Here is a 14,176-nt window from a genome sequence, read left to right on the forward strand (position 1 = left end):
CAGATTAGCCCCGCTTCTGCTCGAGACCGGCGCGTCACTTCGTCGCCGCGGCGAGGGCTGCGCGCAGCTCGTCCGCGGTCATCCGCGGTCCGTATCCGGGGGTGTCGCGCTGGATGCGCCAGCTCTCGTCGAGAGATCCGCCGTCGACCACGTCGAATCCGATCGTGTCGATGAACTCGGAGACGGTGCGCTTGGCCGCTGCGTCGTCGCCGAAGATCGCGAGCGCGCGTCGGTCCGCAGTGCCGGCATCCTGGGCTTCCTCGGTGATCGCGGAGGCGAAGATGTGGTTGAACGCCTTCACCACGTGTGCTCCCGCCAGGTGGCGCTGCAGCTGACCGGAGCTCGTCTCGCTGAAGTCGTCGAGCTCTGGCCGGTGCCCGTCGCGCTCCCAGTAGTAGTTGTTCGTGTCGATGACCGGCTTGCCGGCGAGCGGTTCGGCCGGCACCTTCTCGATCGCGTTGAACGGTATGGTGACCACCGCGATGTCCGCGGCCTGTGCCGCTTCGGCCGCTGTCGCTGCCCGCGCGTGCTCACCGAGTTCGGCCACGAGGTCCGCGAGTGTCTCGGGCGAGCGGGAGTTGCTCACCACCACGTCATACCCGTGCGCGACCGCCTGGCGGGCGATCTGTGATCCGATGTGTCCTGCTCCGATGAGTCCGATGGTCGTCATGGCAGCGGCAACCGGATGCGCACGAGCTTCATTCCCGCTCCGCCATGTTCATAACTCCTGCAACTCGGTGGTGCCGCTTGATCCATCGATCCGCCTGCGCCCGCTATCGGGATCGCCGAGGGCGGTCACCGAGGGAATTGCAGGAGTTATGAACGGCAGGAACTCGTCAGGCGGAGGGGATCGTCACGAGCATCCGTTCGAACGAGGCGTCCAGGTCGGGGTCGAAGTGCTGCCGGTCCGGGTGCGCGTCGTACCACTCGACGATCTCCGCCGCACCCCGATCGAACGTGACGGTCGTGGCGAACTCGGGCACGAGCGACTTCACCTTGCTGTTGTCGAACACCATCGAGTTCGCCTTATCGCCGATGAGCCCGGGACCGAGGTCGGGCTCGAGGCGCGCGATCGTGTCGGATGCCACGTGCGCGAGTACCGGCTGCACCCCGGCTGCCTCGCCGAGCCAGGTGTAGATCTGGTTCCAGGTCGGTGCGTGATCGCCGGTGATGTGGAACGTATCGCCCACCGCGAGCGGGTTGCCCAGCAGCCCGTGGAACGCGACCGCGAAGTCGGTGTTGTGGGTGATAGTCCACAGGCTCGTGCCGTCGCCGTGCACGACGACCGGCTTGCCCGCGCGCATGCGGGCGATGTCGGTCCAGTGGCCCATGGTCGGGATGGAGGTGCGGTCATACGTGTGCGAGGGCCGAACGATCGTGGCCGGAAACCCGTTCTCGCGGTACTCGCGCACAAGCAGGTCCTCGCACGCGATCTTGTTCTGCGAATACGTCCAGAACGGGTTCCGCAGCGGAGTCGACTCCGTGACCGGCAGCCGCTCCGGCGGCGTCTGATAGGCGCTGGCTGAGCTGATGAACACGTACTGGCCCGTGCGCCCCGCGAACCGTGCGATGTCGGCGGCAACGTGCTCTGGCGTGAACGCGAGGAACTCCGCGACGACATCGAACTCGCGTGAGCCGAGCACGGCATCCACGGAGGCGGCGTCGCGGATGTCTGCACGCAGCTCCTCCACACCGTCCGGCAGCGGGCGCAGGTGGGACTCGCCCCGGTTCAGCACCGTCACGGATGCCCCATGTGCGACGGCACGCGCCACGCACGCCGAACTGATGGTGCCGGTGCCGCCGATGAAAAGTATCGTCTTCGAAGCCATGCATCGATCCTGGCAGGGATGCCTCGGCACGTCTCGCTCCAGACCTGGCCGGCACCTCGTACCGTGTACCGGTGACCTTCGACGACCCATATGGATCCGACGTGCTCTCCGGCAACTGGCGTGCCAGGGGCATCCAGCAGCCGAAGACCGTGGCGGCCGAGAACGACCTCGTCGTCGAGCTGGCCGACACCGGATTCACCGGCGCGATCGTCGGAATCGAGAACCGGCTCGTGCAGCTGGAGGACCGCTTCGGCAAGGTGCGCGCTTTCCCGCTCGGCAGCGGCTACCTCATCGACGGAAAACCCGTCGTGCTCGTGGCACCGCAGGCGGCCAAGCCGAAGGGGCCGGTGCGCACCGCTTCCGGTTCGCTGGCGGTGAAGGATGTGCCGGCGCGCGTCGCCCGCGCCAGCCGCATCTTCGTCGAGGGCAGGCACGACGCCGAGCTGGTCGAGAAGGTGTGGGGCGACGACCTGCGGGTCGAGGGTGTGGTCGTCGAGTACCTGGGCGGCGTCGACGACCTGGCAGGCATCCTCGACGAGACCCGGCCGGGGCCCGGCAAGCGCATTGGTGTGCTCGTCGACCACCTCGTGACAGGCTCCAAGGAGAGCAGGATCGCGGATGCCGTCGCCCGCGGGCCGCACGGCGCGCACGTGAAGATCGTCGGGCATCCGTACATCGATGTCTGGCAGGCGGTGAAGCCGGAAAGACTGGGCATGAAGGCGTGGCCGCAGATCCCGAGGAACATCGAGTGGAAGAAGGGAATCTGCGCGTCTCTTGGCTGGCCGCATCGCGACCAAGCGGACATCGCCAGGGCGTGGAAGCGCATCCTCTCCACCGTGTCGACCTACCGTGATCTCGAGCCTGCGTTCCTCGGGCGTGTTGAGGAGCTCATCGACTTCGTCAGCGAGTGAGCAGAGGATCGATGCCGGCTTCCTGCCATAGTCCGCTCGCCGCCAGCCGTTGGATTTCGTCGGCGACGTCGGCCGGAGCGACCCGGAAATCTGTCGACACCCACCAGATGAGCACACCGATGACGGCGCTGAGGTAGAACTCGCGTGCGATCGCGGTCTCGTCACTTTTGCCTGCAGAGGGCAGGAAGCGGTCGAGAACGGGGAGCAGGATGCGGCGAAGGTGGCGCTGGACGATACCGCTCGCCGAACTCGCGCAGATTGCCCGGTAGACGCGTTGATGGTCCCAGGCGTGATCCAGGAGCACGCGCGGCGGAGTGGACGCTGCTGCCGGTGCTGAGGTTCCGGAGGGCGTGCTCGCCAATGCCGCCTCGACCTCGCCGAAGCAGGAGAGCAGCACCGACTCCTTGTCACGGAAGTGCGCGTAGAACGTCGAGCGGCCGATGTCGGCGCGGTCGATGATGTCCTGAACGGTCACCTGCCCGTAGTCCTTCTCGAGCACGAGCTCCGTGAACGCATGGCTGATCAGGGTCTTCGACCGCCGCACTCTGCGGTCTTCCACGACGATCGGCATGCCTTCTCCTTCGTCCCGACCGCTCGCGGTTTCCGGACGGATTCGCTGGTGCGTTCGGAAAGCGACGACACAGTCCGATTGACTCTGTCGGGCTGGGATCATATCGAGCATAGTCGAACATCATGTTCGGTATGAAACATCACGTCCAGGTGAGGGTTTGCTCATGACATCGCTGCCCGGATTCTTCTTCGTCCTGGTCGCAGTGCCGGTGCTCGGCATCCCCGCGGCCGCACTCGTGGTCGGGTACAGCGGCGCACGCGCGAATGGCACGAGCCTGGGCACCGCCACAGCCACGGTGACCGCCTCGGCCCTCGTCGCAGTGGGCTGGATGATCGCGCTCGGCTGGGGAGCGGCTGCCGGCGTGTTCTCACGGATGACCGTTGCAATGCCGATCGCAGCGGCGCTGTGGCTCGCCATCGTGCTCGCCTGGTCGCGAGTACCTGTTGTCGCGCGCGCTCTCAGGGGGTCAGGTGCGGCATCCGGTCTGATTGCTCCGCAGGCGCTGCGTGTTGCGGGCGTGATCTTCTTATTGGCGATGCTGTTCGGGGGTCTTCCATGGCTGTTCGCCCTGCCCGCGGGCCTCGGCGACATCGCGATCGGCCTCACCGCGCCGTTCGTCATGCGTCGCGTTGCGAGAGGCTCTTACCGCGGCGCCGTCTGGTTCAACATCTACGGCTTGCTCGATCTCACCGTCGCACTGGTCCTGGGCGCATTGACCGGGCTCAGTGCAACAGCGCAGCTGATCAATGTCTCGCCCACGAGCGCGGAACTGACGGTGTTGCCGCTGGTGCTCATCCCCGCCACTGCAGTGCCGTTGTCTATCGCGCTGCACATCTTCGATCTCGTCGCATTGCGACGCCTCAGCACGACGGGGCCGGGCTTACCGAGCCCGGCCTCGCAGGTCGAGTACACGTAGGGTTTCGGGCTGTGTAGTGACGAACTGAAGTTGGCATTCGGACATGCTCGTGGCGACCTCACGAACGATGAGATGGATGGTCGCGTGCTACCGTTTTGGCCATGGTTACGCGTGTTTCCGTGTATCTCCCGGCTCTGGTCAGAGCCGGAGCCGCATAACGCGCGTTCGAATCTGGTCAGAGCCCAAGGCAAGGACGATCGTCCTTGCCTTTCGTGTATCCGCGGGAGGCTCTGGGCCGTCTATCCCTCTCGCTTGATGGAGAGGAAAAGCGAATGTCGCGCGCGGATGACGTTCTCGGTCCGATGTGGCGAACGATCGACTCGATCGTTGATGAAGCGGCGCTCAGGCGCGGATTGGAAAGCGGCAAGCAGCTGAGGATCAAATACGGCGTCGATCTGACTGCGCCCGACTTGCATCTCGGTCACGCTGTGAACCTTTGGCTCATGCGGCATCTGCAGGAGCGAGGTCATAAGGTCGTCTTTCTGCTCGGCGACCTGACGACGCAGGTGGGCGACCCGACCGGCAAGAGCGAGACTCGCCCCGTGCTTGCCCGCGAGGCGATCGAGGAGAATGCACAGGCGTTCCTTGAGCAGGTCTCGATCGTGCTTGACACCGATCCTGGGGTCTTCGAGGTGCGACGCAACTCTGAGTGGTTCGGGTCAATGCCGATCACACAGCTCCTCGGCCTGTTCAGCATGACCACCCAGGCGCAGCTCATGGCGCGCGACATGTTTCGCGAGCGCATCCGACAGGGGCGCGAGATTGCTCTGCATGAGCTGACCTACCCGGTGCTTCAGGGGTACGACAGCTTCGCCATGAACAGCGACCTGACCATCGTCGGTTCCGACCAGCTGTTCAACGAGATGATGGGGCGCCAATACCAACAGCGCCTTGGAGCACAGCCCCAGGCAATCATCACCACCGTCATCACTCCTGGGCTCGACGGCGGCCCCAAACAGTCGAAGTCGCTAGGCAACTACGTCGCGCTCACCGATACCCCGGTCGACAAGTTCGGCAAGATGATGAGTCTCTCGGACGACCTGGTTAGCGCTTGGGCGCAGGCATACACGACCCTCGGTGACGAGCACCTTGAGCAACTGGAAGCCGCGGTGAGAGAAGGTGGGCGGGCTGCCCGAGATGCGAAGCTGACTGTGGCAGCCGCGGTCGTCGAGCGCTACCACGGGATCGCAGCGGCCCAGAGGGAGCGCGAAGCGTTCCTGAGCGTCTTCTCCGGTGGCGCTGTACCCGGCGACATTCGCGACATTGTCGTCCCGACGGACACGATCGCAGTGCTCGACTTGCTCAATCTCGTCCGGCCCGAGCTTAGCCAGTCGGCTCGGCGGCGCCTGCTGGCCCAGGAGGCGGTTCGCGTCGACGGATGCCTCGTCGTCAACCCCGAAGAACAGCTCACGATCAGTGACGGAAGCCTTGTTCGCACTGGAAAACGGGACTGGGCGCGAACTCGTCTGCGCGACAGCGCGCGCGTGCAGCGCGAGGGCTTGCTGTGGCTCGACGGAGATGCCCCGGAGATGACAGCGGATGATATTCGGAAGCTGCGCCAAGCCGATCAGCGCTGAGTCGCTGCCCGGCACCAGCTCACGCTCGCAGACGTTCGGGCGCGGCGGTCACGCGCTCGGATCGTGGATCGCGCCGCAACGCCAGCATGGGGTGGCCGTGCTTCCCTCGACGAGAGCGCCGCACTCCGTACACACGTGACTGAGCCAGCAGGCAGCGTCGCCGCCCTCGTCCGCGACCGGCTGGATGAGCGATCTGTCGCGTTCTTCCGCTGAATCCTGCACGATGCGCCCTCCCACTCCATTGTGCGTGTGAGAGCCGCAGGGTGTGCCCCCAGAAGGATTCGAACCTTCGGCCTTCTGCTCCGGAGGCAGACGCTCTATCCCCTGAGCTATGGGGGCTCAGTGCCCGTCAAGGCTAGCATCCGATCGCGGGCCCGATTCAACCGGGCGGGCCTCAACCAGGCAGGTTGCCCAGCACGTCGGCCATCACGGGAGCTGCGGCGCCCGGCTCGATGAAGTCCTTCGAGCTGACTGTCACCCAATAGCCTCCGGTGAAGGCCTGCGCGACACCGACCGACGCATCCACGGTGAAGTAGCCCATCACCTTCGGCGGAACGCCGTAGGTCGGCACCACATGGCTGCTCGTGATCGCCTTGTTGTTCAGTTCGGTGAGATCTGCTTGCGCCGGACGTGCGATCGCGACCGCGACCGTGTTACCCGTCGACGCGTTCCCGTAACCGCAGGCGACGCCGGCGTACGAGACGGCTTTGGCGGCATCCGTTCCTTTGTCGGGCTTGAATCCCGACACGGGGGAGAGCGGCGGAACCAGTGCGGAGAGCTGGGCGGAAGTGAGCACCTGATCGCACGTCAGAGTGACCGGAGTGGGCTTGGGCTTCGGCGTCGAGGATGCCTTCGGCGTCGATGCGGGCGCGTGGGATGCCGACGCCCGGGCCGACCCGGTCGCCGTGGCGCTCGGTGACGGTGAGCCCTGACATCCGGCAAGCAGCAGAGCGGATGCCGCGAGCACGGTTGCAGCGGCAACCCGCACCGAACCTTGCCGAGCAAGGCGCGCAAGAGGAGACACTGATCGACTGCAGGGACGAGCTGAAGGCATAAAGGATGCTTCCGACGGCGGTGGGGGACGCGTGCCGACGAGACTAGCAAGTGCGAGTCTGGGTCTGCGCTCAGGTTCTCGGCAACGAAGCCGTTGTGCTCGACGGAGATCCGTGCCGTTAGAAGGGTGGTGGGTCGCTGTCGTATCCGGTGGGGGTGCGGACGCGGATGCCGCCGTCGGGTTTCGGGTCCAACCGGATCCTCGTGACGGTTTTCAGCCGGTGGAGCCGGGGTTTCAGCGGTGCCAGGTTGGTCACGTTGGTGGGTCCGCCGTGTTGTCGTTCGATCACGTGGTCGATCTCGGCACCGGTGGTGACGCCGACCGGGAGGTAGGGGGCGGCGTCCTCATCCAGCCCGTACTTCAACGTCAGCCAGGTCCGCTGATCCGGGGTGGGACGGTACCGTTTCGTGTCGAGATTCAACTGTGCCGGCCGGATCGGGTCGGCGAGCACTTTCCGGAATGAGGGCGCGTCCCGTAACGCTTTCCCGGCGACACTGGGCGGGATCGGACCGTAGCCCAGGAGCTCGGCGAACCGGCCGTCCGCGTCGATCAGCACGAACGGTTGGACACCGGTCTTCACCGGTGCGACACCCGTTGCGTCGCCGTCGCCGTGGCTGGTGGTGGTGCCGTCGCGGGTGGTGCCGCCGGTGGTGAGGAGTTGCAGGGTCAGGTCGGCACGCAGCTGGTCCAGGGTGCGGTTCTCACCGGGCAGGGCACGCAGCCGGCGTGCCTCGGCGGTGAGTCGGGCTTCGGCTTGCGCGAGCTGAAGCACCGGCCCGTACACGGACAACCACCCCATGGCATCCTCGGCCGGTTCCACACACACCCGGCGACGCTTCCTGGCCTCCTCATGCCGCTGCTCCAGGGTGTCCGCACACAGGCGCTCCCGCAACAGGCGGGCCCGGCGACCCAACACGCCCGGGGTCACCCGTTCGGCGATCCCGGCCAGGCGTTCGTCGTAGGTCGCGAACACGGCAGCATCCGACAGCCCGGACGAGGCATCCACGGCGGCGCGGACATGCTGCACACTGATCCGGCCACTGACGAACAGTTCTTTCAACCGCGGCAACGACGTCGTGAGGACCTCTGCTTCCCACGCCATGCTCCGCACCGTGTTCTCACTGACATGCAACCGCTGCGCGAGATCGAACGCGACCGACCGGAGAGCGAAATCCACCTCATCCGCTTTCGGGTCACGCTCCGTGATCCCCACCGGGACGTAGATCCGCGGATTCTCACCCGCCAACTGGAACGCTTCCCGGATCGCGAACATCTGCCGAGCCGCTTCGATGTTCACCATCGTCTGCGAGCCGACCGCATCATCCAGAGCGAACCGGATCGCCTCCTCACCCGACACCGTGATCGCCGAGGACACGAACTGTTCCGCAGGCGAGGAAGCGCCGGACGCGTTACGGAACGAAGACCGGTCGGAGTCGTCGACGAGCGAGGACTCGTCGATGGCATCCACCCACCACAGCTGGGCCTCCAGCCCAGCATCCGGCAGTCCTTCATCGTTCATGTCTTCGACGCTAAACCCGACCACCGACATTCCGAACCGTCCTGCGACCTGGCCTTTTGCCTGTGGATAACCACCCAACCCGAACCCTGTGGACGGAAAGACGGCAAGGCGTCACGCGCGGATCGACAATGAACCTGACTCATGTCTGTGAGTGCCTCATGGGCATGCGATGCACGTCGATTCTCGCTGCACCGGCTGCCCAGACCTCGGCCGATAGACTTGGCCGTCGTGAATCCCGATCAGCTCGCCGACCAGTTGTACGCCATCGTCACGCGCGTGGTGGACCGTCGACGCGGCGAGCGGGGGGCGACCGAAACCGAGCCGATTCTGGTGCGCGCGGACATCCGCTTGGAGCGACCCAAGAACCGCGAGCACGGCGACTGGGCCTCGAACGCGGCCATGCGACTGGCGAAGCCGCTCGGGGCGAATCCCCGTGAGCTCGCGGAGGAGATCGCGCACGAGGCCGAGAGGCTCGACGGCGTCGCCTCGGCACAGGTGGCCGGTCCAGGCTTCATCAACTTCCGGTTGGATGCCGCCGCTGCCGGCGCGCTCGCCAAGACCATCGTGGACGCGGGCGACGAGTACGGCCACGGCGACCTGTACCGCGGCGTGAACGTGAACCTCGAGTTCGTCTCGGCGAACCCGACAGGTCCCATCCACATGGGCGGCGTCCGATGGGCCGCGGTCGGCGACAGCCTCGCCCGCATTCTGCAGGCCGAGGCCGCGAACGTGACGCGTGAGTACTACTTCAACGACCACGGATCGCAGATCGATCGCTTCGCCCGCAGCCTCCTCGCCAGCTACCTCGGAGAACCGACGCCGGAGGACGGCTACGGCGGGGCATACATCGGCGACATCGCGGCGAAGGTGGTGGCCGCATACGACGGCGACCTGGCATCCCTCGACCGTGCCGCCCAGCAGGAGGTGTTCCGCGACCTCGGCACGAACTTCATGTTCGACGAGATCAAGCAGAAGCTGCACGGCTTCGGCGTCGACTTCGACGTGTACTTCCACGAGAACGACCTGCACGAATCCGGAGCCGTCGACCATGCTGTGCAGCGCCTTCGCGAGCTGGGGCATGTCTATGAGAAGGACGGCGCCATCTGGCTGGGCACGACGGAGTTCGGCGACGACAAAGACCGTGTCATCATCCGCAGCACGGGTGAACCCGCCTACATGTCGGGAGACCTCGGCTACTACCTGAACAAGCGCGAGCGCGGGTTCGATCAGAACATCATCATGCTCGGCGCCGATCACCACGGCTACGTCGGTCGCATGATGGCGATGGCCGCTGCATTCGGCGACACACCGGGCGTCAACCTGCAACTGCTCATCGGCCAGATGGTGAACCTGCTCAAAGACGGTGAGCCGGTGCGCATGAGCAAGCGGGCAGGAACGATCGTCACGCTCGACGATCTCGTCGACGCCGTCGGCGTGGATGCCGGCCGTTACGCCCTGGTGCGCTCCTCGAGCGACTCACCGCTCGACATCGACCTCGACCTGCTCGCCAAGCACAGCAACGACAATCCCGTGTACTACGTGCAGTACGCACACGCCCGCACACGCTCGGTCGCTCGCAACGCGGAGGCGGCTGGAGTGACGCGCAGCGCGTTCGCCCCCGAGCTGCTCACGCACGAGACGGAGTCGGCGCTGCTGGGTGCGCTGCAGGAGTTCCCGCGCATCGTCGCGATGGCGGCCGAGCTGCGCGAGCCGCACCGCGTCGCCCGCTACGTCGAGGAGGCCGCCGGGCTCTACCACAAGTGGTACGACAACTGCCGGGTGATCCCGCTCGGCGACGAGCCGGTGACCGACCTGCACCGCACCCGCCTGTGGCTGAACGACGCCACCGGGCAGGTGATTCGCAACGGACTGGGCCTGCTGGGAGTGTCGGCTCCCGAGCGCATGTGAGGCGATCCGGCGTGAGCACGGAACGTCCCGAAGCTCCGCCCCGAATGGATGACTCCACGGGCCGGAGCGGGCTGAACCGCGCCCAGCTCGCGGTGGTGTGGATCGTCGGCGGCCTTCTCGTGCTGATCGGGCTGTACTTCGTCACGGATGCCGTGCTGCGGCAAGTGGCTCAGAACGTGGTGCGCGAGCAGATTGAGAAGGAGCTGCCGCCCGATGTGACGGCCAAGGACCTGTCGGTCAAGATCGACGGCTTCTCGGTGATCGCGCAACTCGTCGCCGGGGAGTTCGAGAAGGTCGAGCTGACCTCGCACGACGTGCAGCTGCAGGGGAACCAGCTCAGTGCTTCGGTGATCGCACACGGAGTGCCCATCGACATGTCGAAGCCGGTGCAGCACGCAGAGGGCACCATGGTGATCGGGCAGGATGCCGTCAACAACCTCGTCGAGCTGCCGAACGACACGACGGTGACGCTGAACACCGACGAGGTGGGTCTGAAGGGCACCGGGAAGATCCTCGGCATCGACGTGGGCTACACGGCATCCGTCGCCCCGACCCTGCAGAACGGCGACACCATCGTGCTGACCCCGATCAGCGTGAGCGTCACCGCGGGAGGCGGAGCATTCGACGTGACCCGGTTCGCGAAAGACCTGGTGCCCTCGAACATCCCGATCTGCATCGCGCAATTCCTGCCGAAGGGCGTGGATGCGACGGGGCTCGCCATCGAGAAGCGCTCGGCTGCCGTCACAGTGTCGGCGGATGACCTCGTGCTCGGTGGCGACGCCCTGCAGAAGCGCGGCTCTTGCGGGTAACCCGTAATGTGACGCCGCCGTTTTCGCGGTCGGTATACCGCCCCCGGTAGACTCCTTATCCCGCGCGATCGCGCGGAATCCTCTTCGGCTTCAGGGGCCAATCCGGGTCCGCTCGCCAGCACGCCGACCAGTTCGAGGTGACTCCACCGTGCCCGACAACCCGCTGGCCCCCGCCTGGCTGCAGCTCCCCGGCGACGCGAACGCGTTCGCGACTGAGGTGTGGCCGGCGAGTCTGAACAGAGACACCGACGGGGTCGCCGTCATCGGCGGCGTTCGCGTCGACGAGCTGGCGGCGGATTACGGCACTCCGCTGTATGTGCTCGACGAGGAATATGTGCGTTCCCGTGCCGAGCGAGTGCGGCGCGCGTTCACTGACGCCTTCGAGTGGGTCGGCACGGCTGCCGAGGTGTACTACGCGGGGAAGGCCTTCCTCAGCACCGACATCGCCCGCTGGATGACGGAGGCCGGCCTGCGCATCGACGTCGCCAGCGGCGGCGAGCTCGCGGTGGCGCTGGCCGCCGGGGTGGATGCCTCCAGGCTCGGCTTCCACGGCAACAATAAGTCCGACGAGGAACTCGATCGGGCGGTCGGCGCCGGAGTGGGCACCATCGTGATCGACTCGGAGCAGGAGATCCCGCGGGTCGCGGCCGCGGCATCGGCGCGAGGCCGCTCGCAGCGGGTGCGGCTGCGCGTGCGCACCGGCGTGCACGCGCACACGCACGACTTTCTCGCCACAGCCCATGAAGACCAGAAGTTCGGGGTGGCGCTGGAGGATGCCGAGCGGCTCGTGGCAGACATCCGCTCGCATCCCAGCCTCGAGTTCGTCGGGCTGCATTGCCACATCGGGTCGCAGATCTTCGGCGCCGACGGCTTCGCGGAGTCGGCCGCGCGCCTCATCGCCGTGCACGCTCGGCTGCTCGCAGGCGGCCAGGTGCCCGAGCTCAACCTCGGTGGCGGATTCGGCATCGCCTACAACGCCGCCGATGACCCCGATCGCATCGAGGATCTCGCCCAGCGCGTCGCCAGCGTGCTGGCCGCGGAGTGCGAGGCGGCGCAGATCCCGCTGCCGACCGTCGCGTTCGAACCCGGCAGATACATCGTGGGGCCTGCCGGCATCACGCTCTACACGGTGGGCACGACAAAGCCCGTCGCACTCGAAGCCGATGGCACACCGGCCGGGCGGCTCTACGTCAGCGTGGACGGCGGCATGAGCGACAACGCCCGCACGGCGCTCTACGGTGCCGACTACTCGACGCGCATCTTGGGGCGGGCGTCTTCCGCGGATCCGGTGCTCGTGCGGGTCGCGGGCAAGCATTGCGAGTCCGGAGACATCGTCGTGAACGACGACTACCTGCCGGGAGATGTCGCTCCGGGCGACCTCATCGGCGTCGCGGCGACCGGCGCGTACTGCTGGTCGCTGTCGAGCAATTACAACTACCTTCCGCGGCCGGCGGTCGTCGCGGTGCGTGACGGCGCATCACGCATGCTCGTTCGCGGCGAGACCGTCGACGACCTCCTGGCTCGCGACCTGGGCGCACGCCACTCGGCTGTGCTGCCCGGAACCCACGTCGACGGCACGGATGCGCCGGGCCCGCTTGGGCGCGCTCGCGCACTGCAGCTGGGAGCCGAGGCCGTTTCGGGCCTCGGCCGCGACGCCAGCGCCGGCGGTCGTCTCGACCGCCAGGAGCGTGGACACGCTGAGGAGAACGCAGAGTGATCGAGTACCGCACCCTCAAGGTGGCGCTGCTCGGCGCCGGGTCCGTGGGCTCCCAGGTCGCCAAGCTGCTGCTGGATCACGGCGACGAGCTCGCCGCGCGCGTCGGCGCCGGACTCGAACTCGTCGGCATCGCTGTTCGTGAAGTGGATGCCCCGCGACGCGCCGACCTGCCGCGCGAGCTCTACACGACTGACGCGCGCTCGCTCATCCTGAGCGCCGACATCGTGGTGGAGCTGATGGGCGGCATCGACCCGGCGCGGGAGTACGTGCTGCTCGCGCTCACCTCGGGAGCGGATGTCGTCACCGGCAACAAGGCGCTGCTGGCCGAGCACGGCGCCGAGCTCTTCGCGGCGGCAGAGCAGGTCGGTGCGCAGCTCTACTACGAGGCCGCGGTGGGCGGAGCGATCCCGATCATCCGGCCGCTGCGCGACAGTCTCGCGGGCGACAGGGTGGAGCGCATCCTGGGCATCGTGAACGGCACGACCAACTTCATCCTCGACCGCATGGACACCGCCGGCGACACTCTGGAATCCGCGCTCGAGACGGCAACGGAACTCGGGTATGCCGAGCGCAGCGATCCCTCCGCCGACGTGGAGGGCTACGACGCTGCGGCGAAAGCGGCCATCCTGGCCGGGCTGGCATTCCACACCACCGTGCCGTTGGCATCCGTGCACCGTGAGGGCATCGCCGGCATCACCAAGCAGCAGGTTGATGCTGCTCGCGCCGGCGGGTACGTGATCAAGCTGCTGGCCATTTGCGAGCGGGTCACCGGCGACGACGGCCGCGAGGGCGTCTCTGCGCGGGTATATCCCGCGTTGGTGCCCAGGGAGCATCCGCTGGCCGCGGTGCGCGGCGTGCACAACGCGGTGTTCGTGCAGGCGGCAGCCGCAGGTGACCTCATGTTCTACGGGGCGGGCGCTGGCGGCTTGCAGACCGCATCCGCCGTGCTCGGCGATGTCGTCTCGGCCGCACGACGACACGTGGTGGGAGGTCCAGGAGTGGCGGAGTCGACGCACGCCGATCTGCCCGTGCTCGATGTCGGCGCGGTGCGCACGCGGTACCAGATCACGCTGCTCGTGACGGATGCTCCCGGCGTGCTCTCCCGCATCGCCGCCGTATTCGCCACGCACGACGTCTCGGTCGAGACCGTGACCCAGACCGTGGCCTCTGCGCCCGCCGCGGCGGCTGCTTCCGCCGCTGCTTCGGCGCCGGCCACCGGGCAGGATGCCCCACCCGGCACGGCTACGCTGGTGATCGGAACGCATGTCGCGTTCGAATCCGCCCTCGCGGCGACCGTCGCCACCCTCCGCGACAGCGATGAGGTCGTGGCCGTGACCTCTGTTCTACGAGTTGAAGGAGCCTGAC

11 protein-coding genes, 1 tRNA gene and 1 pseudogene are annotated in these 14,176 nt (G+C 66.9%); 7 read left to right on the forward strand and 6 right to left on the reverse strand.

Features of this window, described 5'->3' with window-relative positions; genetic code table 11:
* Nucleotides 1–34 precede the first annotated feature (34 nt).
* Nucleotides 35–679: pseudogene (locus ACYVII_RS03870) on the reverse strand (NADPH-dependent F420 reductase); the annotation flags it as partial.
* A gap of 157 nt (nt 680–836) precedes the next feature.
* On the reverse strand, nt 837–1,829 hold the full coding sequence (locus ACYVII_RS03875; protein ID WP_460531270.1) for an SDR family oxidoreductase: 993 nt from the start codon (nt 1,827–1,829) through the stop codon (nt 837–839).
* Nucleotides 1,830–1,900: 71 nt separating this feature from the next.
* On the opposite strand from ACYVII_RS03875, the gene ACYVII_RS03880 reads away from it, so the two are divergent.
* Nucleotides 1,901–2,740 carry a DUF3097 domain-containing protein gene (locus ACYVII_RS03880; RefSeq protein WP_460531273.1) on the forward strand — a complete coding sequence of 280 codons (840 nt, stop codon included), beginning with the start codon at nt 1,901–1,903 and terminating at the stop codon, nt 2,738–2,740.
* On the opposite strand, the gene ACYVII_RS03885 is transcribed toward ACYVII_RS03880, so the two are convergent.
* Nucleotides 2,730–3,311 carry a TetR/AcrR family transcriptional regulator gene (locus ACYVII_RS03885; RefSeq protein ID WP_460531276.1) on the reverse strand — a complete coding sequence of 194 codons (582 nt, stop codon included), beginning with the start codon at nt 3,309–3,311 and terminating at the stop codon, nt 2,730–2,732. The genes ACYVII_RS03880 and ACYVII_RS03885 overlap by 11 nt on opposite strands.
* A gap of 163 nt (nt 3,312–3,474) precedes the next feature.
* Between ACYVII_RS03885 and ACYVII_RS03890 the strand changes: the two genes are divergently transcribed.
* Nucleotides 3,475–4,227, forward strand: a complete 753-nt coding sequence (locus tag ACYVII_RS03890; RefSeq protein WP_460531278.1) for a hypothetical protein — start codon at nt 3,475–3,477, stop codon at nt 4,225–4,227.
* A gap of 272 nt (nt 4,228–4,499) precedes the next feature.
* Complete coding sequence (gene tyrS / locus ACYVII_RS03895) at nt 4,500–5,804, forward strand: tyrosine--tRNA ligase (RefSeq protein WP_460531281.1); 1,305 nt, start codon at nt 4,500–4,502, stop codon at nt 5,802–5,804.
* Between the two features lie 266 nt (nt 5,805–6,070).
* Here tyrS and ACYVII_RS03900 read toward each other — a convergent pair.
* The 3 genes from ACYVII_RS03900 to ACYVII_RS03910 all read right to left on the reverse strand — a co-directional run bounded on the left by ACYVII_RS03900 (nt 6,071) and on the right by ACYVII_RS03910 (nt 8,377).
* Nucleotides 6,071–6,143, reverse strand: a tRNA-Arg gene (locus tag ACYVII_RS03900).
* A 55-nt stretch (nt 6,144–6,198) separates the two neighbouring features.
* Nucleotides 6,199–6,792, reverse strand: a complete 594-nt coding sequence (locus tag ACYVII_RS03905) for an RAD23 family protein (RefSeq protein WP_460531284.1) — start codon at nt 6,790–6,792, stop codon at nt 6,199–6,201.
* A 184-nt stretch (nt 6,793–6,976) separates the two neighbouring features.
* Entirely contained in the window at nt 6,977–8,377 is a 1,401-nt protein-coding gene (locus tag ACYVII_RS03910) for an HNH endonuclease signature motif containing protein (protein WP_460531287.1), read from the reverse strand.
* A 228-nt stretch (nt 8,378–8,605) separates the two neighbouring features.
* On the opposite strand from ACYVII_RS03910, the gene argS reads away from it, so the two are divergent.
* The 4 genes from argS to ACYVII_RS03930 all read left to right on the forward strand — a co-directional run bounded on the left by argS (nt 8,606) and on the right by ACYVII_RS03930 (nt 14,175).
* Nucleotides 8,606–10,285 carry an arginine--tRNA ligase gene (gene argS / locus ACYVII_RS03915; protein WP_460531290.1) on the forward strand — a complete coding sequence of 560 codons (1,680 nt, stop codon included), beginning with the start codon at nt 8,606–8,608 and terminating at the stop codon, nt 10,283–10,285.
* 44 nt (nt 10,286–10,329) lie between these two features.
* Complete coding sequence (locus tag ACYVII_RS03920; RefSeq protein ID WP_460531293.1) at nt 10,330–11,094, forward strand: LmeA family phospholipid-binding protein; 765 nt, start codon at nt 10,330–10,332, stop codon at nt 11,092–11,094.
* 148 nt (nt 11,095–11,242) lie between these two features.
* Nucleotides 11,243–12,811, forward strand: a complete 1,569-nt coding sequence (gene lysA / locus ACYVII_RS03925) for a diaminopimelate decarboxylase family protein (protein ID WP_460531296.1) — start codon at nt 11,243–11,245, stop codon at nt 12,809–12,811.
* Nucleotides 12,808–14,175 (forward strand): homoserine dehydrogenase, encoded by a 1,368-nt coding sequence (locus ACYVII_RS03930; protein WP_460531299.1) that lies wholly within the window; start codon nt 12,808–12,810, stop codon nt 14,173–14,175. The genes lysA and ACYVII_RS03930 overlap by 4 nt, the downstream gene beginning before the upstream one ends.
* Nucleotide 14,176 lies beyond the last annotated feature (1 nt).

Source organism: Humibacter ginsengiterrae (genome assembly GCF_054780115.1).